Below are 19221 nucleotides of genomic sequence, written 5' to 3' on the forward strand. Positions count from 1 at the left end.
AATCCTTCGCGGCTGGCAGACCGTACTTACGCGACGTGACGCGTGGCTAGTATTCTAGGGCTATGCCCGCATATGAAAAACCCCCGGCTATGCCGGGGGATATTTATTCTGTGGGGGAAAGAGGGATTACTCAGCGTGGCAGCCGCCGTTGCCGGCGCAGCCGTGCTTTTCCTCGCTGCCGCAGGCGTGCTCGCCGCAGCTGTGGCCCTGCTCGTGGCCGTGATGGTCGCAGTGGACATCGGGATTGTAGCTGAGGGTGCCGTCCAGCAGAGCCTGGACCGCAGCGTCCGCCTGGCCCGACACGCCGCCGTACAGGCGGATGCCGGCCGAGGCCAGGGCGGCCTGTGCGCCGCCGCCGATGCCGCCGCAGATCAGGGCGTCAGCCTGCAGCTGGCTCAGCAGGCCCGCCAGAGCGCCGTGGCCCTGGCCGTTGGTGCTGACCACCTGGCTGCGCACCACCTGGCCGTTTTCCACATCGTAGACCTTGAACTGGGCGGTGTGGCCGAAATGGGGGAAAACAAAACCATCCTGATAGGTAACTGCAATTCTCATAGTCGTTTCCTTTCTGTTGTGAAAAGCCGGCGCCTCCCGGCGTCCGGCGGGAAGATGTGGTTCTCTGCTATTGTAGCACGGTTTGCCGCCGGATGCCAGTGCCTGGGTCTCATTCGTCGGAACAAAAGCCAAAAGGCGGCAAAAAAGGGGCCCGGCCCGGCGCTTGACAAGCGCGGCGGAATTGTGTATTTTTATTGAAAAAATACCGTGATGCCGGCGCCGGATCAGGCCGGAAGTGACTGCAAAAAACAGGGGATTGGCGGAAGAATGATGAATATATTGATATGCGACGATGAACCCGCCTTTGGGGAGCGGATTCAAAAAGCGGTGACCTCTTTTTTTGGAACAAAAGGGGTGGAAGTCCAGACCCGGGTCTGCACCCGTGCGGAGGAGGCAGAGGCCCTGCCGGATCTGGAACAATATCAGCTGGCGTTCCTGGATGTGGATTTGATCACCGCCAGCGGCATCCAGCTGGGCCGCACCCTCAAACAGAAAAATCACGACATCATGCTGGTGTATATCTCGGCCTATCTGGAATTTGCCACCCAGGGATATACCGTCAGCGCCTTCCGGTATCTGCTGAAGGAGTCGCTGCGCCAGACCCTGCCGGTCTGCCTGGAGGAAGTTTATACCGAATTGTTCATCAGACAGAAGGCCCTGGTGGTGGAGGTCAACCGGGAAGTGGTGCGGATTCCCTATGACCGGATTTATTCTCTGGAAAGCGAAGGCCGCCGGGTGATGGTCTTTGGAGAGACGCCCCATAAACCGCTGTGCATTTATTACGGAAAATTGTCCGAGCTGCCGGAGGAACTGTACCGCAGCGGATTCCTGCGGGTGGGCCGGAGCGCCGTGGTGAATATGCGCTATATTCACAAGATTCTGGGCTATAAAGTCCAGATGGAAAATCAGGTGGAGCTGAGCGTCAGCCGGGCCGGATACGGCGCGATCCGGGGCACCTATCTGGAGTGGAAAGGGCGATTTGGCAATGGATAAACAGTGGCTGATGTATCTGCCCTGCGCGGGGGAATTCCTGGCGGTGCTCCAGATTGAGGCGGCCATGCTGGGCCGCGGCAGATTGTCCTGCCGGCGGGCCGCCGCTCTGGCCATGGGTCTGTGGATGATCTCCCAGGTTCTGTGGGGGGATTATGTCCCATACTCCCCCTGGTCGCTGACCTTCAACGGGCTGCGGTTTGCGGCCGCGTCCCTGCTGTTCGGCGGGAAACTGCTGGAAAAGTTCTTTTCGGTGGTGGTCTGCGGGGTGACGGTGCTGGGCTATGAAAACGTCATGACCTCGCTGGCGGCCACATTCTGGGGCGTCCGGCTGGCGGACGTGTGGCCCATGCCCTTTTCCATCCTGGCCTATGACGTGGTGCTGAACCTGCTGGTCTGGCTTGCCGTCCGCGGGATGAAAAAGTTTGTGGTATACGTTGAGCCCCGCCAGCGGCTGGCGGCCGACATTTATCTCTGCGTGGCCGCCGCCATGAATGTGCTGCTGGCGGCCTTTGACCAGGTTTCGGATGAATACAGCTTTATGCTGCTGCTCTGCGTGGGGCTGCTGCTGTCGGTGGCGGTGTATTTTGTGCTGCTGACCATGTTCAGCGGCCAGACCCTGCGGGCCAGCCGGGCCCAGAGCCGGATGGAAATGGAACAGGAGCGGGCTGACGCCCTGATGGAGTCCTACCAGACCCAGCGGCGGCTGACCCATGAGTTTACCAACCACCTGGATGCAATCCACTTTTATCTGGAACAGCAGGACATGGAGGGGGCCCGGGCCTACCTGGCCAGCGTCTCCCAGAAGATTTCGGCGGGGACCGCGGTGGTGGATACCCACAACCCCCTGATGGATGCCCTCCTGAGCAAGGAATACCATCAGGCCACCGAAAAAGGGGTGATGCTCCACTTTGACCTGTGCGATCTGCGCGGCTTTCCGCTGCGGAACGCCGACCTGGTGACGGTGATGTGCAACCTGCTGGACAATGCGGTGGAGGCGGCGGTGCGGGCCGACCCGCCCCAGATCACCCTCCGCATCCGCCGCACCGGAGAGGAATATATTGTGTCGGTGCGCAACCGGGTGGAACAGGATCTGGACTGGCCCGGCGGCACCCTGCCGCCCACCACCAAAACCGGGCCCGGCCATGGCATGGGCCTGGTGAACGTCTGCAGCGTGCTGGACCGCTGGGGCGGCGAGTATACCCTCAGCTGCAGGGACCGGTGGTTCTGCTTTACCTTCACCCTGCCGGCCCCCGGCCCGGCAGAAGGGGAGGAGATCCGCCCGGCGGAGGCGGCGGGAACAGGAGGACAGCAAGGATGATTTTTTACTTTTCCGGCACCGGAAATTCCCGGTGGGCTGCGCAGCAGCTGGCGTCCTATACCGGGGACAAGGTCTGTGACCTGGCCCGGATGGACAATCTGCCCGACCTGCAGGGGGAGAGCCGCATCGGCCTGGTTTTCCCGGTGTATGCCTGGGGCCCGCCCCAGATGGTGATGGAATTTGCCCAAAACCTGCCCCGGACGGGGGCCTTCACCTTTGGCGTGGGGACCTGCGGCTCGGAGGCCGGCCTGGCCCTGAAAAAGCTGGCGGCGGCCTGCCCGCTGGACAGCAGCTACAGCCTGGTGATGCCCAACAACTATATTCTGGCCGAGGACGTAGAGAGCGACGGCGCCGTCCGGCGGAAACTGGCGGACGCATCCTGGCAGATGGAGCGGATGGCCAGGGAGATTTTGGCCGGTCAGAAGGTCTATCGGGTCAAAGAGGGGCCCATGGCCTGGATCAAGTCGGGGGTGGTGAACGCCGGATTCAACCGGTTCGCCCGGGACACCAAGCCCTTCCACGCCGATGACCGGTGCAACGGCTGCGGCCTGTGCGCCTGGAACTGTCCGGCGCACGCCATCACCGTCACCGACGGCCGGCCCCCGGTCTGGACCGGGAATTGCTGCCAGTGCCTGCGGTGCCTCCATGAGTGCCCCCAGCAGGCCATCCAGTACGGCAGCAAGACTCAAAACCGGGGCCGGTACACCATCTACAAGTATCTGGGCTGACCGGAAATCCACCAAAACGCCTGTCTTTGTGAAAAACAGGCCGCATTTTGGCCCCGCAGGGGCCCCGGCGGGGAAAACCGCTGCACCTGCCGGCTTTTTCAACGCAGATCCGCTGGAGGGTGGAATGCGGCCGGGAGGCAAATGCGCCTCCCGCAAACAAATGACACAAAAAGCGGGCTGAGAACCTTGTTTCTCAGCCCGTCTTTTTTGTGGAGCGGGGAAAAAGGCCGGCGCTCCTCGATTTTGTGTAAAGTCTTGGGGAAAAGGGCAGACCGCGCCTTTTACTGCTCCCACTGCGCCCGGATTTCTTCCAGGGCGTGGGTTTCCAGGCGGGAGACATAGCTCCGACTGATGCCCAGCAGCTGGGCGGTCTCGGACTGGGTCAGGGGCGGCTGGCCGCCCAGGCCGTAGCGCAGCAGCACCAGCTGGCGTTCCCGGGCGGGCAGCGCCTCGATGAGGCCCCGCAGGCGGGATGCGTCGTCTTTCTTTTCACAGGTTTCTTCCATGCAGGCGGTGTCCTGCAGCAGGTCGGAGAGGGTCAGGGCCGAGTCGTCTTTGCCGGTGTCGAGGGATTCCTGCAGAGAGACCGTCGGCCCGACCTTTTTTTCGCGCCGGAACTGCATCCGGATTTCATTTGCTATCCTCTCCCCAGAGAGCCGAATCGGGAGAATCGGCCCCCAAAGCGCCGGATTCCGCCAAATGTCCCGGATGACCGGAGGATTCGCGGGGATTCATCGACCCGGGCCCCACAGTTTCGACGGGGTTTGCCTCCGCGCCGGGGCCGGCGGTCCGCCCGTCCGGGGCCTCGTCCTCCGCGCCAAAAAACACCACGTGGGCCCACGTCCCGTCCCAGACCACCTTTTGCACCAGGGTGCGGAGGGCGGCCCGCTTTTGTTCCACCGACATCCGGTCCATGCTGTCCCGGAAAACCGCCAGCAGCTGCCGCAGCAGGTCCAGTTCGGCCGGGCTGAGGGTGTTCTGCGGGGGAGCGCTTTCCAGCTCCTGAATCCGGGACTGCAGCGCGGCGTCCTGGGCGTGGAGCTCCTCCAGACGCTCTTTCAGGTGGACCGAGGCGGCGCTGCCGCCGAAATCGGCCAGAGCGTCCAGCAGGGCGGTGATTTTGCGCCGGGTGAGAACCTGCTGCTGGCGCAGGTCCTCCAGCATAGGCGGGGATTCCTCCCGGCTGCCGGTGTACGGGCGCTTGCTCTTTTCCAGCAGGGTCAAAAATACGTCCCGGTCGCCCGCCAGCTGTTTGACCTGCTCCACCACGGCGGCGTCCAGCCGGCCGCCGCTGGCGTTGGGACAGCTGCACAGGTTCCGCTTGCTGTGCTCTTTTTGTTTGCACACATAGGCGTAGACCGGTTTGCCGTCGGCGGCCGGCCGGGACAGTTTGGGGTACATGCGGCTCCCGCACCGGCACCAGAGCAGGCCGGTGAGCAGCGCCTCATTGCTGCGGGGCTTGCGGTAGCTCTTGGCCTTGTTCCGCTCCAGAGATTCCTGCACCCGCACCCAGACCCGGCCGGGGATCAGGCCCGGATGCTGCCCCACCGACACAATCCATTCGCTGGGGGGCAGGTAGAGGGTGGCCCGGCCCTTTTCCTGGTCGGTGCGGTTGTAGGCCAGGATGCCCCGTTCCCCGTCAAAATCCCCGGCGGGGGAACACAGGCCGGCCTGCTTGTCCACAAAATACCGGTAGGCGTCCGGGTCGGCCAGGAGATACACGGGATTCTGCAAAATCCCCTTGATGGAAAACCGGGTGAAGTTTCGCCCGGTTTTGGTGTGGATCTGCCGGCGCAGCAGTTCCGCCTCGGTCATGGTGAGGGAATCGGTCTCGCTGTACAGCTGATAGATGGTGCGGACGATGTCCGCCTCCTGGGGGATCAATTTCAGTTTGCAGGCCCGCTTGGTCTTGCCGTCCACCGTCACGGTTTGGACCGCCTCGGAAGTGTAGCCGGTAGGGGTGGTGCCCCCCAGCCAGCGGCCGGTTTTGGCCAGCTCCTGCATATTGTCCCGGATGCGCTCGGCGATGGTCTCCCGTTCCAGCTGGCTGAACACCGACGCAATGTACATCATGGCCCGGCCCATGGGGCTGGAGGTGTCGAAGCTCTCCCGGATGGAGACAAAGTCGATCTGCAGCCGGCCCAGCTCCTGGATGAGGGCGGAAAAGTCGCTGATGCTGCGGCTGATCCGGTCCAGCCGGTAGACCACCACCGCCCGGAACTGCCTCTGCCGGGCGGCCTGCATCATTTTCTGGAAGCCGGGGCGGTTCAGGTTGCCGCCCGAGAAGCCCTCGTCCTCAAAGACCACCGCCCCGTCGGCGCAGCGGTCCCCGAAGGAGGTGCGGATATAGGCCCGGCACAGCTCCACCTGGTTCCCGACGCTTTCCCCCTTGCCGGTGAAGCGGGATTTCCGGGAATAGATGGCGATGACGTTGGGATTTGGCTGTTTCTGCATGGCGGAACTCCTTTCACTGGATGTTATATGCGGGGGAGGGACATCCCATGAAGGAGAGGCCAGGTAAGTCGGCAAAAGAAAATTTGGTTATTGGGATAAGGGGGTGAATACTCGGACATCCCCCAAAAGTTTGGTCTCGGAACCGTCGATTAGGATGGCAGAACGGTCTGTGACGGTGGCGTAAACGATTTTCCTGCGTTCATTCAGGACCCGCTGAATGGCCTGATTTTGCACATCGGTTCCTTCATAGTGGACTTCCAGATAAAAATCTTTGAGAAGTGGGAGTCCGCTATAGTAGGAAAATTCCGGATAGTCTGAATCCGGCGACAGATGGTATTCCTGCAGCTGAAGAACTGCGCCAGCGCTGTAGCCCATCATAATCCCCTGAAAAGAGAGCAGAGTGTTTCTCAAATCAAAGGCGTCAATCCGTTCCAGCATACGGTCGGGCAGCCCGCCCGGGAAATAGACGATGTCAGCTTGGCGAAGGAGTTCTGCGACTTGGGATGGAGTGTCGGTATAGTAGTTGATGATCCGGATGTTGGATTCGGGAATGCCGTAATGCAGGAAGGGGGTGACCATAGCATCGTAATACATGCCGCCATCTTTTCCGTATAAAGTATTCCAGTCTTTCAGGCAATGGACGGCGCTGTCGCGGTAAGAAAAGGCAAGGATAACCACCTTGTTTTCCGGGCGAATATAGCGGCGAAGCTCCGCTGAGAGGAAATCGGAGGAGAAATCCAGAATATCCAACAGAATATGTACCATGAGCGCCTCCTTTGGCGATATTGAATGCTCTGTGAAAAACAGTTGATTTTACTATAGCACAGATAGTGTCTGCAAACAATCTGCTTCCCAGTCATACCAGACAGGCCGTGCACAATAGGATAGAACCAGGCGAACAGGCGGGAGGCGGTGGGGATGAGACGGAGCGCACCCATGCGGGTGGTGGTACATGGCCCCGGCACCGGGGCGGGCCGGCAGGAACTGGCCCGGCGGGCGGCGGAAGTCCACGCCGAATTTGTGGCCGACGCCGTCCGGCGTCTGGACTGTCCGGCCCGGCAGAAGCTGGAACTGCTGCAGGCGGTGATGGACACGGTCCAGAGCGCCTGTCCCTCTGGACAGCCCGGGAAAACCCCGCCCCCTCGCCTCTGAACAGAAAAAGCCGCCCGGAACCCATCCCACAACGGGGAGAGGCCGGGCGGCTGTTTTGTTTGGAATAAACGGGTCAGCGGGAGCGCTTGTCGTACCAGGAGTTCCAGGTCCGGCGGGCGGGCTGGGGGTCCTTGCGCAGGGTGTAGACCAGCAGCACCAGCATCAGCAGGGCAAACAGGGCCATGACCGTCCCCTTGACCGGGGCGCTCTGGCTGTAAAAGAGGACGGCCACGCCGGCAAAAACGGCAATGAAGCCGCCCATAATCAAAATATAGAGAGCCCGGTTCTTTTCCCGCAGGCGGAACAGCACTTCACTCAGGAGAAACGAGGCCAGATCCATCAGCAATTCACCCATACACAGCGCTCCTTCCAACGTCTTTTTTTCATTCTAGCACAGATACGGGAAAAAGAAAAGAGAGGGGACGAATGTGCGTCAGTCACAGTGGAGCCAAAGGGGCGTTGTGAGGGGAAACGGGGCATGTTATAATAAGGCCATCCAACCCACGCGCGCACGCTGCGGCGGGCGGGGAATGCAAAGGAAACAGACCGGAGGAACGCCGTATGAACGTCATCTGTTTTGGGGATTCCAATACCTATGGCTACGACCCCCGCTCCTGGCTGGGGGACCGGTACGACCCCCAAAACCGGTGGGTGGACATTCTGGCCGGGAAAACCGGCTGGAACATCTCCAACCGGGGCCAGAACGGCCGGGAGATCCCCCGGCAGCCCGTTTCCTTTCCGGCGGACACCGGCCTGCTGGTGGTGATGCTGGGCACCAATGACCTGCTGCAGGGCTGCACCCCGGCGGAGGCCGCCGGCCGGCTGGAACGGTTTCTCACCGGGCTGGACCTGGAGCGGGAAAAGATTCTGTTGATTGCCCCGCCGCCGGTGACCTTTGGGGAATGGGTTCAGGACGAGCATTTGATGGACGCTTCCAAAGCGTTTGCCCGGCTCTGCCGGGAGCTGGCGGCGCGGCTGGGAATCCGGTTCGCCGATGCAGGGCTCTGGGGCGTGGGCCTGGCCTGCGACGGCGTCCATTTCACCGAGCAGGGCCACCGGGCCTTTGCAGAGGGTCTATACAAGGAGGTATTTCGATGAAAAAGCGCATTCTGCCTATGTTGTGTTCGGTGCTGATGATGCTCACCGCCTGCGGTGCCGCATCCTCCGACGCCTACAAGAAGATCAGCCAGGAAGAAGCCAAAGAGATGATGGACACCCAGGAGGTTCTGATCCTGGATGTGCGGGAACAGAGCGAATACGACGGCGGCCATATTCCCGGGGCCGTCCTGCTGCCGGTGGGCACCATCGACGAGGAGAGCGCCGCCGCCGTCATCCCTGAAAAGGACTCGGTGGTGCTGGTCTACTGCCGCAGCGGCAACCGCAGCAAAAAGGCCGCCAAGGCCCTGGCCGATCTGGGGTATACCGCCATTTATGACTTCGGCGGGATCACTACCTGGCCCTATGACATTGAGTCCTGACCGAAAAACCGAACAGGAAAACCACCGCCGCCCGGAGGGAAACCTCTCCGGGCGATTTTTGCACGTCGGGACGTCATGCGGGTTTCAAAAAAGAAAATATATTTTCATAAAAATGAGAAACTGAAATAATTACAAACATTTTACAGGGCCTTGGTCGCAGGATTTACATTCCTCTGGTAGACTGTGAATTGTTCCAAGAAGCGAAACAATTCATGGATATCATTGGGAGGTATCATGTATGACGTCCATCCATAAGCAAGCGGCCAACCAGTCGCAGAAGCTGATGATTTTTGTGCTGTCCATGGCCCTTTACGGCCTGGCTACCCTGTTCTCGGAGCTGATCCCCAAGTTTCAGGTGGGCATTGTGGAGTTCTCGGTGGAGTACTTCCTGTTCATCCCCCTGACGCTGGCCATGCTCTTTGACCCCATGTCGGCGGCCCTGGGCGCCGCCACCGGTGAGCTGGTGTTCAGCGAGATCATGCTGGGCCAGTTCGGCGGTCTGGGCGAAGTGGAGAAATTCATCACCGTCACCATCGGCGTCTACGTCGCCGGCCGTCTGGTCCGCGACCCCGCCAACCGCACCATGGTGGGTGCGGCGGCCATCGGCGGCACCGCCATCCAGCTGTTCCTGGGCATGGTGGTGGACATCCTGAAAGTTCAGCTGGCTGTGGATGACTTTGAGGCGGTGGCCGGCCTGCCCGAGAGCGTCTTTGCCACCGAGGGCTTCGCCTTCCTGAACGACCTGCTGTTCTCCGGCATCCTGTTCTGCCTGCTGCCCACCCTCTACCTGGTGCCCAAGCTCCACGGCAAGATCGAGCCCCTGCTGGGCATGGAGCCCCGCACCACCCAGACCGCCCTGGAACCCCTGGGCGCAAAAGCCATCCTGGGCTGCGCTGCGGCCTTTGTGGTGGCTGCCGTCACCCAGCTGCTGGCCAAGAGCGGCATGAGCCTGATCGACTGGGAGGCCGACTGGGCCGAGAGCTCCACCTCCATTGCGGTGGCCATGGTGGCAGCCGCTGTGGTTGTGGTGGCCGTGGTGCTGGCCATGCGGAAACGCACCGAACAGATCCCCGCAGAAAGAGGTTGAACCCATGCACGCGATAGAGATAGATCATCTGACCTATTCCTATCCAGGCGCAGAGCATCCCACCCTCAACGACATCACCGTAACCATTGAACAAGGGGACTTTCTCGCCATCGTTGGAAACAACGGCTGCGGAAAGTCCACTTTTTGCAAGACTCTCAACGGTCTGATTCCTCAGTTCATCAGCGGTGCGATGGAAGGGCGGGTCCTTGCCTGCGGGCTGGATACCCGGGAAACCGATGTGGGCACCCTGGCCCGCAAGGTCGGCTATGTGTACCAGGATTTCGAAAACCAGATCATCCGGCCCACCGTGCTGGACGATGCGTCCTATGCCTGCCAGAACTACGCCATGCCCGATTACCGCCAGCGGGGCCTGGACGCCCTGGAACAGTGCGGCCTGCGGGGCAGGGAAAACGATTTCATCTGGCAGCTGTCCGGCGGCCAGACCCATCTGCTGGCCCTGGCGGGGGCGGTGTCCCTCCAGCCCGACGTGCTGATTCTGGACGAGCCCATCGCCCAGCTGGACCCCGGCCACGCCGACCGGATCTACGCCGTCCTGCGGGAGCTGAACGAAACCTATCACAAGACCATCATCGTCATCGAGCACCACACCGAATACATTGCGGACTTCTGCAAGCATGTGATGCTGATGAAGGACGGCCGGGTCCAGTGGGTGCTGCCCACCGCCGACGCTCTGCAGCGGGTGGACGAGCTGCAGAGCTGCAACATCTTCCCGCCCCAGGTGACCATTGCCGCCCGGCGGATGCAGCAGGCCGGCGCCCTGGCCCCGGATGTGCTCCTCCCCACCACGGTGGAGGCGGGCCGGGCGGTCTTTGCCCCCAAGGCAGAGCCGGACCCCCGTCCGGCAGCCGTCCCGCACCCGGCCGGGCCTGCGGCGGCCGCCTTTGAAAAGGTGTCGGTGTCCTACCGCAGCGTCAAGGGCGCGCCCCACAGCGTCTTTTCGGGTCTGGACCTGGAAATCCACAAGGGGGACAAGGTGGCTCTGATCGGCTCCAACGGCGCCGGCAAATCCACCTTCATGAAGCTTCTGGTGGGCCTGCTGAAGCCGGAATCCGGCGCCGTCCAGCTGAACGGCGTCCGGCTCCACGACGTCAAGCCCGAAGCCCTCTCCCGCCAGATCTCGATGGTCTATCAGAACCCCGAGGACATGTTCATCAAGGACTCCATCGCCAAGGACATCGCCTACGCCATGGAGGCGCGGGGAGTGCCCGACGCCGCCCGGCGGACCGACGAGCTGCTGCAGCGGTTCCGGCTGAGCGACCTGCGGGACCGGGACGGCCGCCTGCTGTCGGGCGGACAGATGCGCCGGGCCAGCCTGGCCATCGGCATCGCCCTCAATCCGGGGATTCTCCTGCTGGACGAGCCCACCGCCAACCTGGACATCGCCACCCGCAAGGAGATTATGCGGACCCTGGAGGACCTGAAAGAGATCACCGAGACGGTGGTCATCGCCACCCACGATATGCAGCTGGTCTGCGAGTGGGCCGAGCGGATTATTGTGCTGTGCGGCGGCCGGGTGGTGGCTGACGGCACCCGGGATGAGGTGTTCGGCAACCGGGCCGTCCTGGAACAGGTGGGCATCCGCCCGCCCGAGATCTTTACCATGGGGCAGGCTCTGGACCCGCACGCTCTGTGCTATACCATCGATGATTTCCTGCGCTGTTTTGAGGGGAGGCCCGCTTGCTGTGAAAATGGTCGATAAACTGTCGGAAAACATCCTGGACAAATTCTCCATGGACTTTCTCCGCAATCAGGTGCTGAAAAACGCCTACGGCAACAACGATACCCTGGTGGCCGCCATGGACCCCCGGATTCTGATTGCCTGGTATCTGTTCTTCGGGCTGGTGCCCTGGTTTGTGAACAGTCTGCCCTTCCTGCTGGGGTGCTTTGTGCTGGTGACCATCACCACCGCCCTGGCCCATGTGGCAGGGCTGGTGCTGTTCCTGTTCGGTCTGGGTGTGTTCTCCCAGACGGGGTACCTGCTGGTGGTGACCTGGCTGTTTGGCGGCGACGCCTCCGCCATCGCTCCGCTGCTGGTGCTGACCCTCAAGGTGGCCACCGTCTCGCTGGCGTCGGTCACCGTCTTTTCCGGGATGGACCCCGACAAGCTGTCCCAGGGCCTGATGTGGTTCGGCTGCCCCGAGCGGCTGTCCTTCTCCATCTCCTACGCCTACCGGATGCTGCCCATCCTGATGGAGGAGTTTCAGAGCGTGCTGCTGTCCTACCGGCTGCGGGGCAACCCGCCGGAACACGACACCCTGGGGGGCAAAATCCGCTACCTGATCTATCAGGTGCGGATCATCGTGTACGCCTTTTATCCGCTGATGCTCAACACCGCCAAGCGCTCCCGCACCACCGTGGAAGTGCTGGAGATCAAGGGTTACCGCTACGCTGCCGTCAACAAAGAGGTCAAGCGGCTCAAGCTGTCGGTTCTGCGGGTCACCAACAATGACCTGCTGTTCCTGTCGGTCTCCTTCCTGTGGGTGGCGGTCACCATCCTGATCTCCACTTTGATCTGACGCCGGAGGTTTTCACCTATGTATATGGATTTTCACACCCACGGGAAGCTGGCCAAATACCTGCCCTTCTCCACCGAATACACCGACTGGCTTCTCAACGAGGCCAAAGAGGCAGGGCTGGACGCCATCTGCCTCACCGAACATTTCAACACCCAGCAGTTTGACACCCTCTACAGCTACATTGCCGACCGGGGGGACAAGGAAGGGGACGCCTACGTCATCGACGGGCTGAAGGTGTTCCCCGGCATGGAAACCGACATCGCCGAGGGGGGCCATGTGCTGTCCATCGGCCCCATGGAGGCCATCCGGGAGCTGAACCGCCGCCTGACCCCCTACAAGAGCAAAAATGCCTTTCTGCCGGCGGAGGAACTGTTCCGCCTGTTTGACCAGTACCCGGTGCTGGTGGGCGCCGGACACCCCTTCCGGGAGGGCGGGCACATCCCCGAGCTGTCCCCCGAACTGCTGGCCCGGTTTGATTTTCTGGACCTGAACGGCAAGGATGTGGCCGTGGACCAGGACCGCACCGAACATCTGACCTTCGGCCTGGGCCAGCGGCTGAACAAGCCGGTGGTGGCGGGCAGCGACACCCATCAGGCAGTGCAGTACGGCTGCATCCGCACCTGCTTCGAGGAGGAGTTCGACACCTTTGAGGAGCTGGCCCGGGAGATGAAGGCCGGCCGCTACCAGATTGTGATTCACCCCGACGCCGACATCAAGGTCAAGACCGCCAACGTCCTCAAGCGGGCCCTGAAGGAAATCCATGCCCTGGGCGGGGATTATGTGTCGGTGCTGCTGCGCAACGGCGGCGAGTCTCCCGCCGTCCTGATGGCCAAGGGGCACAGCGCATGCTGACCCTGGACAGCAGCGCCCTGCTGCAGGAAGCCGCCGCCCTGCTGCGGCAGCAGGGGCAGCTTCTCCACAGCCGCACCCTGGCCGGCCAGACCCGGGCCAAGGGAAAGACCGATTTTGTCACCGCCGTGGATACCCGGGTGCAGGAGAACATCCGGATGGCCCTGGAACAGCTGACCCCCGGCGCGGCCCTGATGGCCGAGGAAAAGGACAACGCCGCCGTGGACCTGAACGGCGCGGTCTGGGTGCTGGACCCGGTGGACGGCACCACCAACCTGATCCACGGGTTCCACCACAGCGCCATTTCGCTGGCGCTGGCGGTGGAGGGCCGGGTGGAGCTGGGCCTCATCTATGACCCCTACGCCGATGAACTGTTCACCGCCCGGAGAGGGAAGGGCGCCTTCTGCAACGGAGAACCCATCCATGTCAGCGGGGCGGCGGCCCTGGCCGACAGCCTCTGTTCGGTGGGCACCAACCCCGGCTGCCGGGACCAGGCCGACGCCGCCTTTGTCCGGATGCGCCGCATCTACGACCGGTGCCACGACGTCCGGCGGGTGGGGGCCGCTTCCATCGAGCTGTGCTATGTGGCCTGCGGACGGCTGGACGCCTATCTGGAACACGGCCTCAAGCCCTGGGACTACGCTGCCGGGATGCTGATTGTGGCCGAGGCCGGGGGCCGTGTGACGGATTTTGCCGGGGACGCCCCGTTGCTTGACGCATCCCGGTGTGCTATACTGGCTACCAACGGGCAGATTCATTCGGAGCTGCAATCCCTGCTGTAAAAGGAGCCATCCATGCCATTTTCCTTCCCTCAGATGCCGGACCGGCTGACGTCCACCGAGCAGTCCATTCTGGAATATATCGCCGCCCACCGGGACGAATTTCTCTGTATGACCATCGGACAGCTGTCCGATGCGCTGGGCATTTCGGAGGCCACCGTCTCCCGGTTTGCCCGCCATGTGGGCTGCGAGGATTTCCGGCATCTGAAGCGGGTGATTCTGGACCAGACGGTCCAGCGGGGCCCTGCCCAGAAGCTGACCCATACCCTGCAGACCCAGGAGGCCAGCCCGCTGGCCTACTGGCTGGAACAGCAGCGCTACAACCTCCAAAAGACCCAGGAGCTGCTGGACGAGGAGGGGTTCGCCCAGGCGGTGGAGGCAATCTGCCGGGCCCGGCGGGTCTTTCTCTACGGCAAAAACGCCTCCCGCGCGCCGGCCCAGCTGCTGGAATACCGTCTGCGGCGGATCGGGGTGGATGTGCGGCAGATTCCCTCGGCGGGCACCGAGCTGCTGGAAAGCCTGCCCGCCATGGGCCCGGAGGATCTGGTGGTGCTGTTCAATTTCGCCAAGCTGTCGGCCGAGGGCAGGGTGCTTCTGGACTACCAGAAAAAGGCCGGCTACCAGACCCTGCTGTTCACCAGCCGGGCCTATCACGAGATGCAGGACGCCCAGGCCAGCATCCGGCTTCTGGTCTACCGCGGGGAGGAAAACGCCCAGCATTCCATGAGCGCCCCGGTGGCGGTGGCGGAAGCCCTGACCCTGGCCGTGTCGGCCCGGATGGGCTCCGACGCCCTCCAGCGCCTGGAGGAAATCCGGCAGCTGAAGGACACCTACCGCCACAGCCTGTAACAAAACAAATCAAACCGCCGCCCGAAGGGGGAGACCTCTTTGGGCGACGGTTTTTTGAAAATGGACGGTGGAACGTCTCTCTACTGGAACTTAACCTATGGTCGAGACAGGGAAACCGATGCTCGGTTGAGAAGCCAGGGAGAAGGGTATACAATAGAGCCAGCAGCCAAAGCCCGCTGCAAAACCGACAAAGGAGCGAGACCGCTATGAAAAAGACACTTGGCGCATTGATTGCCCAGACCCGCAAAGAAAAGGGGATGACCCAGCTGGAGCTGGCTGAAAAAATGGGGGTCACCGATAAAGCCGTATCCAAATGGGAGAGGGACTTGTCCTGTCCCGATATCCAGTCTCTGCCGGTTCTGGCGGAAGTGCTGGGCCTCTCGCTGGAAGAGCTGATGCAGGGCAGGGGCGGCAGCCGGCCGGCTGAGGAGCAGACCGGCACGTTGATGGCGACCATTCTGCGGGCGGTGGCTCTGGCCATGGGGGTGGCAGCGGCGGTTCTGTCGGTGCTGGACGCCTTGGCGCCGAAGGATGCGGCGGCTCTGCTGGGACTGGGGTTGGCCTGTCTGGCGCTGGATGCGCTGCAGAACCCGGCTGCGAAAGGGGAACGAAGGAATTTTTCGGGCCGAGGCTGATGAAATCGGAAACAGAAAGGGGCGCGTGTATACAGCGCCTGTTTTTGCATACCCTGTGATGGAGGGATGCAATATGAATCACACCAAAATCAAGACCTATCTGTTCTGGATTCTGCTGGCCGAGGCCGCGGGCGGCCTGGCCGGCTGGCTGACCCGGGAGGATGTCCAAATCTACACCGACCGCATCGCCCAGCCGCCCCTGTCGCCGCCGCCGCTGGTGTTCCCGGTGGTCTGGACCATCCTCTATGCCCTCATGGGCATCAGTGCGGCCCGGGTTGCCCTGACGGCCGACACCCTGGAACGGCGGCACGGGCTGTGGATTTTTGGGCTGCAGCTGGCCATGAACTTTTTCTGGAGCATTCTCTTTTTCCGCTTCCAGATGTTCGGCCTGGCCCTGATCTGGCTGGCCGCCCTGTGGGGCGTCATCCTCTGGATGATCACCGTCTTTGCCCGGGTGGAACCGTTGGCCGCCCGGCTGCAGATTCCCTATCTGGTGTGGGTGGCCTTTGCCGGGTATCTCAACCTGGGGGTCTGGATTTTGAACTGAATCACGCCAAACCAAAACCGGAAAAGCCGGGCCTTTGGGGGCCGGGCTTCTCCGGTTTTTGCCTGTGAAGCGGGGGAGGTTTCCGGGGATGGCTTTGCCCGACCGGATACAGGAAAAAAGGCGGCGGCCCAAAGCGGGACGGTCCGCCGAAAAGCGCTGACTAGGGCGCGGAGGTAACCGGCCGCCGACGCGGAGGACAGGCTGTTTTTGTGGATTTTGCCACGGCAAAACCCCACAAATACCACAGCGAAAAATTGTATACTGTACTGAATCTGTGGGTTTGGAGGAAAGAGAAGCCAAAAAATCCGCCTTTCTTCCGCTGGACGTGCTATACTAAAACCAGCAGATTCTGCCTGTCCTTTGGGGCAGAGGGCGGGATCTGCGCCGGGATCAAACCCAAAATCTTCGATCAGCGAGGAGGATGTACCATGTTGATATCCCGCAGATCTTTTTTGAAGGGCACCGCCCGGGCCGGCGCCGCTGCGCTGCTGCTGACGCTCCCTGTGCCCGCCCGCGCCGCCAGCGACAAACAGATGTCCGCTGCGGACAGCGTGAAGATTCTCCAGGCCACCTCCGAGGACGCCTATCTGCAGATCAAACTTGACTCGGTTTCCCGCTCGGTCTACGGGCAGCAGGAGCCGTCCTGTCTGGTGCTGCTGGGGTTCTCGGTCACCAACCGGACGTCCGAGCCGGTGTGGCTGTATCATCTCCACGGCAATCCCTTTGGCGAGTACTACGACGGGTCCACCGGCATCAGCGGGACCTTCCAGGACCAGGCCTTCCAGGTCCAGATCACCCGCAGCGACGACATGGCCCAGGCTGACCAGACCACCGCGGACGGAAAGGTCTGCACCGCCTACGGCGTCAACCCGGGGGAGACCATCGAAGTGACCGCCACCGGCAGCATGAGCAGCGAGGCGGGCACTCTGACCCTCACCTTCACCCCGCCGGAACAGCACGGCGCCAATGCGGGTGCGCACGACACCACCCACACCTTCAAGGTGGAGTTTTCCCAGAAGTGCGATTCCAGCAGCCTGCAGATGGCGTACCTGTGACACGCCGGCAAAAAAGCCGAAACCCCTGAAACAGAATGCTCCCTCTCCGGCAGACGGCGCCGCCGCTGGCCGGGAAGGGAGCATTTTGCCTGTGCGGCCGCGAACCGCAAAAGGCGCGTGACGCCCCCAAACCCACAGCGAAAAAATCCGCCGTTCCCCGTCGGTCAGGGAAGGGCGGATGTTTCTGTGTATGGGCCCGTCAGAGGTCCGGGTGATCCTGGGGATCAGGGGCCTGGTGCTGTTTCCGCCACAGTTCCAGCTGGCGGTTGAAATCTGCCGCCTCTGCCTGGCGCTTGGCGTCAAAATAGAGCTGGATTAGGCGGTAAAAGATGAGATAGCACAGGCTGAAAGCCAGAATGCTCCATACGTTCTGAGGCACCCAACCCAGGCAGAGCCAGGCCAGGAAAACCAGCACATAATTCACGGCAACCGAGCAAAAACGATACTGGCGGCAAGTCCGGAAGGGGATCAGGGAGATCAGGTAGTCCACCGCCTCGATCCCCACCAGCAGGACAAAGATCAGGACCACCGGCCAGGAGGACGAGCCATAGTTGCCGGAAAGAATGTTCCGCAGGCAGCTGCACAAAAGAACCAGGGTGAACAGAACGCAGGCGGCGGACAGGCGGGACAGAATTTCCTTTTTCATACAGAATCTCCTTTCAGCTGGCGGCGCAGCGGCTCGATGTAGTTGCGGTTGATGATGAGGGACTCGCCGTTTTTCAGCATCGCCTTGAGCCGGTGGTTGAACAGAGGTTCCACATAGTCCAGAAAGGCGATGTTCAGGATGCAGCTTTTGCTGATCCGCGCAAAGCCGCTGCGGATCAGCTGAGGTTCCAGGGCGGCCAGGGTTTCATGGCAGGCGTAGACTTCCTTCTCCTGATAGAGAAAGGTTTTGCCGTCGATGGATTCCAGATAGCAGATGGTTTCCAGCGGGAGCTGGAACTGGCGGCTTTCCTGATAGCCGGTCAGGCAGAAGCCATACTGCCGGATTTGTCCCACCAGCTTTTGCAGCCGCTGGTCCAGACAGGCGCAGCGGATGGTGATTTCGGTCTCGCGGACCGATCCATCCTCTTGGATGGTCAGTTTCATGGTGAAAAGCTCCTTTCCTGAATCTCAGCAGGGCCCTGCCGCAGTGCAAGTATAGCAGACCTTCCCGCGCCAAAGCAACCGAATAAACCCAAGCTGCCCTCAGCCCCGCCCAAATGCCCCGCAACAAACCGCCGGACCTTCTGGAAGTCCAGAAAGCCCGGCGGGGAAGAGGATTTTTTCAATTCAGCAGGCCGAACAGCTGATGCTGGTGGGCCTGTACCACCTGACTGATTTGGTCGATATACTGGCGGACGGTCTCGTCGGGATGGGCGGCGGTCACGATGCCGAACCGGCTGCCCTCGCCCCAACGCAGCATCCGCACCGCGTCAAAATTGGGCCGGCGGTGGTAGATGCAGGGGGCCAGCATCAGGGTGGGCAGGCCGTAGGCGGAACTGGTGACGGTGCCCGGCTGGATCACAACCCCGCCCTGCTTGCCGGCCTGGTGGATGAGTTCGGTTTCATAGAGGGTCTCGCTGGCGGGAAAGGCGAAAATCCAGCGGCAGGACAAAGCGTCCTCCAGGGAGAGAACGTGCTGGGGCAGACTGTCGGGGACGTTGAAGGGAAAGCACAGCTCAGGCAGGCTGAGAAGGGGGGTGAAGCGCAGCCCCCGGGCTGCGATGTCGGCGTATTCCGGTTGAAAGGACAGGTCGGCTTCGCCGCTGTCCAAAGCCCGCCAGACGTCGGCACGGTTGGCGCAGAACTGCACCAAAGGCGAAAACTCCGCACACAGCTCGGGAGTCATGGCGAACAGTTCAAAGCAGAGGGTGGCCAGCACAGAGTCCTGACAGGCCAGAAACAGATGCCGGTGAGGTGGGCGGGATTCCTGCTGGATGGCCATGCCCTCCTTGACGGCGGTGTCGTACAGGCGCAGGATCTGTTTGGCTTTGGGGTAAAAGCTGCGTCCCGCCGCTGTCAGGGTTACCTGGCGGGCGCCGTGCTGGAACAGGGTGAAGTGCAGCTGGTTTTCCAGGGTGCGGATCTGCTGGGACAGGGCGGACTGGGAGATGAACAGGGCGTCCGCCGCCGCGGTGAAGCTGCCCAGCTCCACCACCTTGACAAAACCGGTCAGGGCTCGTTCGGTCATGGGGGCATCCTCCGTGGTTCATAAGGTTTTCCTAA

General features: G+C 61.8%; 23 protein-coding genes. 15 read left to right on the forward strand and 8 right to left on the reverse strand.

Features of this window, described 5'->3' with window-relative positions; all coding sequences use genetic code 11:
• Nucleotides 1-126 precede the first annotated feature (126 nt).
• Nucleotides 127-552, reverse strand: a complete 426-nt coding sequence (locus B5F27_RS04390; protein ID WP_087364988.1) for a NifB/NifX family molybdenum-iron cluster-binding protein — start codon at nucleotides 550-552, stop codon at nucleotides 127-129.
• A gap of 267 nt (nucleotides 553-819) precedes the next feature.
• On the opposite strand from B5F27_RS04390, the gene B5F27_RS04395 reads away from it, so the two are divergent.
• The 3 genes from B5F27_RS04395 to B5F27_RS04405 are packed head-to-tail and all read left to right on the forward strand — an operon-like array spanning nucleotide 820 to nucleotide 3591.
• Nucleotides 820-1545, forward strand: a complete 726-nt coding sequence (locus tag B5F27_RS04395; protein WP_242962074.1) for a LytTR family DNA-binding domain-containing protein — start codon at nucleotides 820-822, stop codon at nucleotides 1543-1545.
• Nucleotides 1538-2863, forward strand: a complete 1326-nt coding sequence (locus tag B5F27_RS04400; protein ID WP_087364990.1) for a sensor histidine kinase — start codon at nucleotides 1538-1540, stop codon at nucleotides 2861-2863. Before B5F27_RS04395 ends, B5F27_RS04400 begins: the two co-directional genes overlap by 8 nt.
• The gene (locus B5F27_RS04405; RefSeq protein ID WP_087364992.1) at nucleotides 2860-3591 is read left to right on the forward strand and encodes an EFR1 family ferrodoxin; all 732 of its coding nucleotides are present in this window, start codon (nucleotides 2860-2862) and stop codon (nucleotides 3589-3591) included. Before B5F27_RS04400 ends, B5F27_RS04405 begins: the two co-directional genes overlap by 4 nt.
• 281 nt (nucleotides 3592-3872) lie before the next feature.
• Here the strand turns inward: B5F27_RS04405 and B5F27_RS04410 are convergent, their stop codons facing one another.
• From B5F27_RS04410 to B5F27_RS04420, 3 genes are all read right to left on the reverse strand, one after another.
• Entirely contained in the window at nucleotides 3873-4214 is a 342-nt protein-coding gene (locus B5F27_RS04410; RefSeq protein WP_087364994.1) for a sigma-70 family RNA polymerase sigma factor, read from the reverse strand.
• A 7-nt stretch (nucleotides 4215-4221) separates the two neighbouring features.
• Nucleotides 4222-6045: a recombinase family protein gene (locus tag B5F27_RS04415; protein WP_087364996.1), complete on the reverse strand. Its 1824-nt coding sequence runs from the start codon at nucleotides 6043-6045 to the stop codon at nucleotides 4222-4224.
• Nucleotides 6046-6132: 87 nt separating this feature from the next.
• Nucleotides 6133-6810, reverse strand: coding sequence for a Type 1 glutamine amidotransferase-like domain-containing protein (locus B5F27_RS04420; protein ID WP_087247356.1), 678 nt, complete (start codon nucleotides 6808-6810; stop codon nucleotides 6133-6135).
• 153 nt (nucleotides 6811-6963) lie between these two features.
• Between B5F27_RS04420 and B5F27_RS04425 the strand changes: the two genes are divergently transcribed.
• Nucleotides 6964-7197: a hypothetical protein gene (locus B5F27_RS04425; protein WP_087364998.1), complete on the forward strand. Its 234-nt coding sequence runs from the start codon at nucleotides 6964-6966 to the stop codon at nucleotides 7195-7197.
• Nucleotides 7198-7270: 73 nt separating this feature from the next.
• Here B5F27_RS04425 and B5F27_RS04430 read toward each other — a convergent pair whose 3' ends face one another.
• A complete protein-coding gene (locus tag B5F27_RS04430) occupies nucleotides 7271-7552 on the reverse strand; it encodes a hypothetical protein (protein ID WP_087365000.1) in 282 nt (93 codons plus the stop codon).
• 206 nt (nucleotides 7553-7758) lie between these two features.
• Here B5F27_RS04430 and B5F27_RS04435 point away from each other — a divergent pair, with 206 nt between their 5' ends.
• The 11 genes from B5F27_RS04435 (at nucleotide 7759) to B5F27_RS04485 (ending at nucleotide 17013) form a co-directional block, all read left to right on the forward strand.
• Nucleotides 7759-8295, forward strand: a complete 537-nt coding sequence (locus B5F27_RS04435; RefSeq protein WP_087365002.1) for a GDSL-type esterase/lipase family protein — start codon at nucleotides 7759-7761, stop codon at nucleotides 8293-8295.
• The gene (locus tag B5F27_RS04440; RefSeq protein ID WP_206422990.1) at nucleotides 8292-8675 is read left to right on the forward strand and encodes a rhodanese-like domain-containing protein; all 384 of its coding nucleotides are present in this window, start codon (nucleotides 8292-8294) and stop codon (nucleotides 8673-8675) included. Before B5F27_RS04435 ends, B5F27_RS04440 begins: the two co-directional genes overlap by 4 nt.
• 238 nt (nucleotides 8676-8913) lie before the next feature.
• Nucleotides 8914-9762, forward strand: coding sequence for a cell division protein FtsQ (locus B5F27_RS04445; RefSeq protein ID WP_087247364.1), 849 nt, complete (start codon nucleotides 8914-8916; stop codon nucleotides 9760-9762).
• A gap of 4 nt (nucleotides 9763-9766) precedes the next feature.
• Entirely contained in the window at nucleotides 9767-11482 is a 1716-nt protein-coding gene (locus B5F27_RS04450; protein WP_087365004.1) for an energy-coupling factor transporter ATPase, read from the forward strand.
• Nucleotides 11472-12299, forward strand: a complete 828-nt coding sequence (locus B5F27_RS04455) for an energy-coupling factor transporter transmembrane component T (RefSeq protein ID WP_242956789.1) — start codon at nucleotides 11472-11474, stop codon at nucleotides 12297-12299. The genes B5F27_RS04450 and B5F27_RS04455 overlap by 11 nt, the downstream gene beginning before the upstream one ends.
• An 18-nt stretch (nucleotides 12300-12317) precedes the next feature.
• The gene (locus B5F27_RS04460; RefSeq protein WP_087365006.1) at nucleotides 12318-13151 is read left to right on the forward strand and encodes a PHP-associated domain-containing protein; all 834 of its coding nucleotides are present in this window, start codon (nucleotides 12318-12320) and stop codon (nucleotides 13149-13151) included.
• Nucleotides 13145-13930, forward strand: coding sequence for an inositol monophosphatase family protein (locus B5F27_RS04465; protein WP_242962076.1), 786 nt, complete (start codon nucleotides 13145-13147; stop codon nucleotides 13928-13930). Before B5F27_RS04460 ends, B5F27_RS04465 begins: the two co-directional genes overlap by 7 nt.
• 12 nt (nucleotides 13931-13942) lie before the next feature.
• A complete protein-coding gene (locus B5F27_RS04470; RefSeq protein WP_087247371.1) occupies nucleotides 13943-14776 on the forward strand; it encodes a MurR/RpiR family transcriptional regulator in 834 nt (277 codons plus the stop codon).
• Nucleotides 14777-14982: 206 nt separating this feature from the next.
• On the forward strand, nucleotides 14983-15411 hold the full coding sequence (locus tag B5F27_RS17390; RefSeq protein WP_087365008.1) for a helix-turn-helix transcriptional regulator: 429 nt from the start codon (nucleotides 14983-14985) through the stop codon (nucleotides 15409-15411).
• Nucleotides 15412-15484: 73 nt separating this feature from the next.
• Nucleotides 15485-15958 (forward strand): TspO/MBR family protein, encoded by a 474-nt coding sequence (locus tag B5F27_RS04480; protein WP_087365010.1) that lies wholly within the window; start codon nucleotides 15485-15487, stop codon nucleotides 15956-15958.
• A gap of 428 nt (nucleotides 15959-16386) precedes the next feature.
• A complete protein-coding gene (locus B5F27_RS04485; RefSeq protein ID WP_087365012.1) occupies nucleotides 16387-17013 on the forward strand; it encodes a twin-arginine translocation signal domain-containing protein in 627 nt (208 codons plus the stop codon).
• A gap of 199 nt (nucleotides 17014-17212) precedes the next feature.
• Here the strand turns inward: B5F27_RS04485 and B5F27_RS04490 are convergent, their stop codons facing one another.
• The 3 genes from B5F27_RS04490 to B5F27_RS04500 all read right to left on the reverse strand — a co-directional run bounded on the left by B5F27_RS04490 (nucleotide 17213) and on the right by B5F27_RS04500 (nucleotide 19186).
• Nucleotides 17213-17659, reverse strand: coding sequence for a hypothetical protein (locus B5F27_RS04490; RefSeq protein WP_087365013.1), 447 nt, complete (start codon nucleotides 17657-17659; stop codon nucleotides 17213-17215).
• Nucleotides 17656-18102, reverse strand: a complete 447-nt coding sequence (locus tag B5F27_RS04495) for a LytTR family DNA-binding domain-containing protein (RefSeq protein ID WP_087365015.1) — start codon at nucleotides 18100-18102, stop codon at nucleotides 17656-17658. Before B5F27_RS04495 ends, B5F27_RS04490 begins: the two co-directional genes overlap by 4 nt.
• A gap of 178 nt (nucleotides 18103-18280) precedes the next feature.
• Nucleotides 18281-19186 carry a LysR family transcriptional regulator gene (locus B5F27_RS04500; protein WP_087365017.1) on the reverse strand — a complete coding sequence of 302 codons (906 nt, stop codon included), beginning with the start codon at nucleotides 19184-19186 and terminating at the stop codon, nucleotides 18281-18283.
• Nucleotides 19187-19221: the final 35 nt, after the last annotated feature.

It is taken from the genome of Faecalibacterium sp. An192 (assembly GCF_002160175.1).
Taxonomy (GTDB): domain Bacteria; phylum Bacillota; class Clostridia; order Oscillospirales; family Ruminococcaceae; genus Faecalibacterium.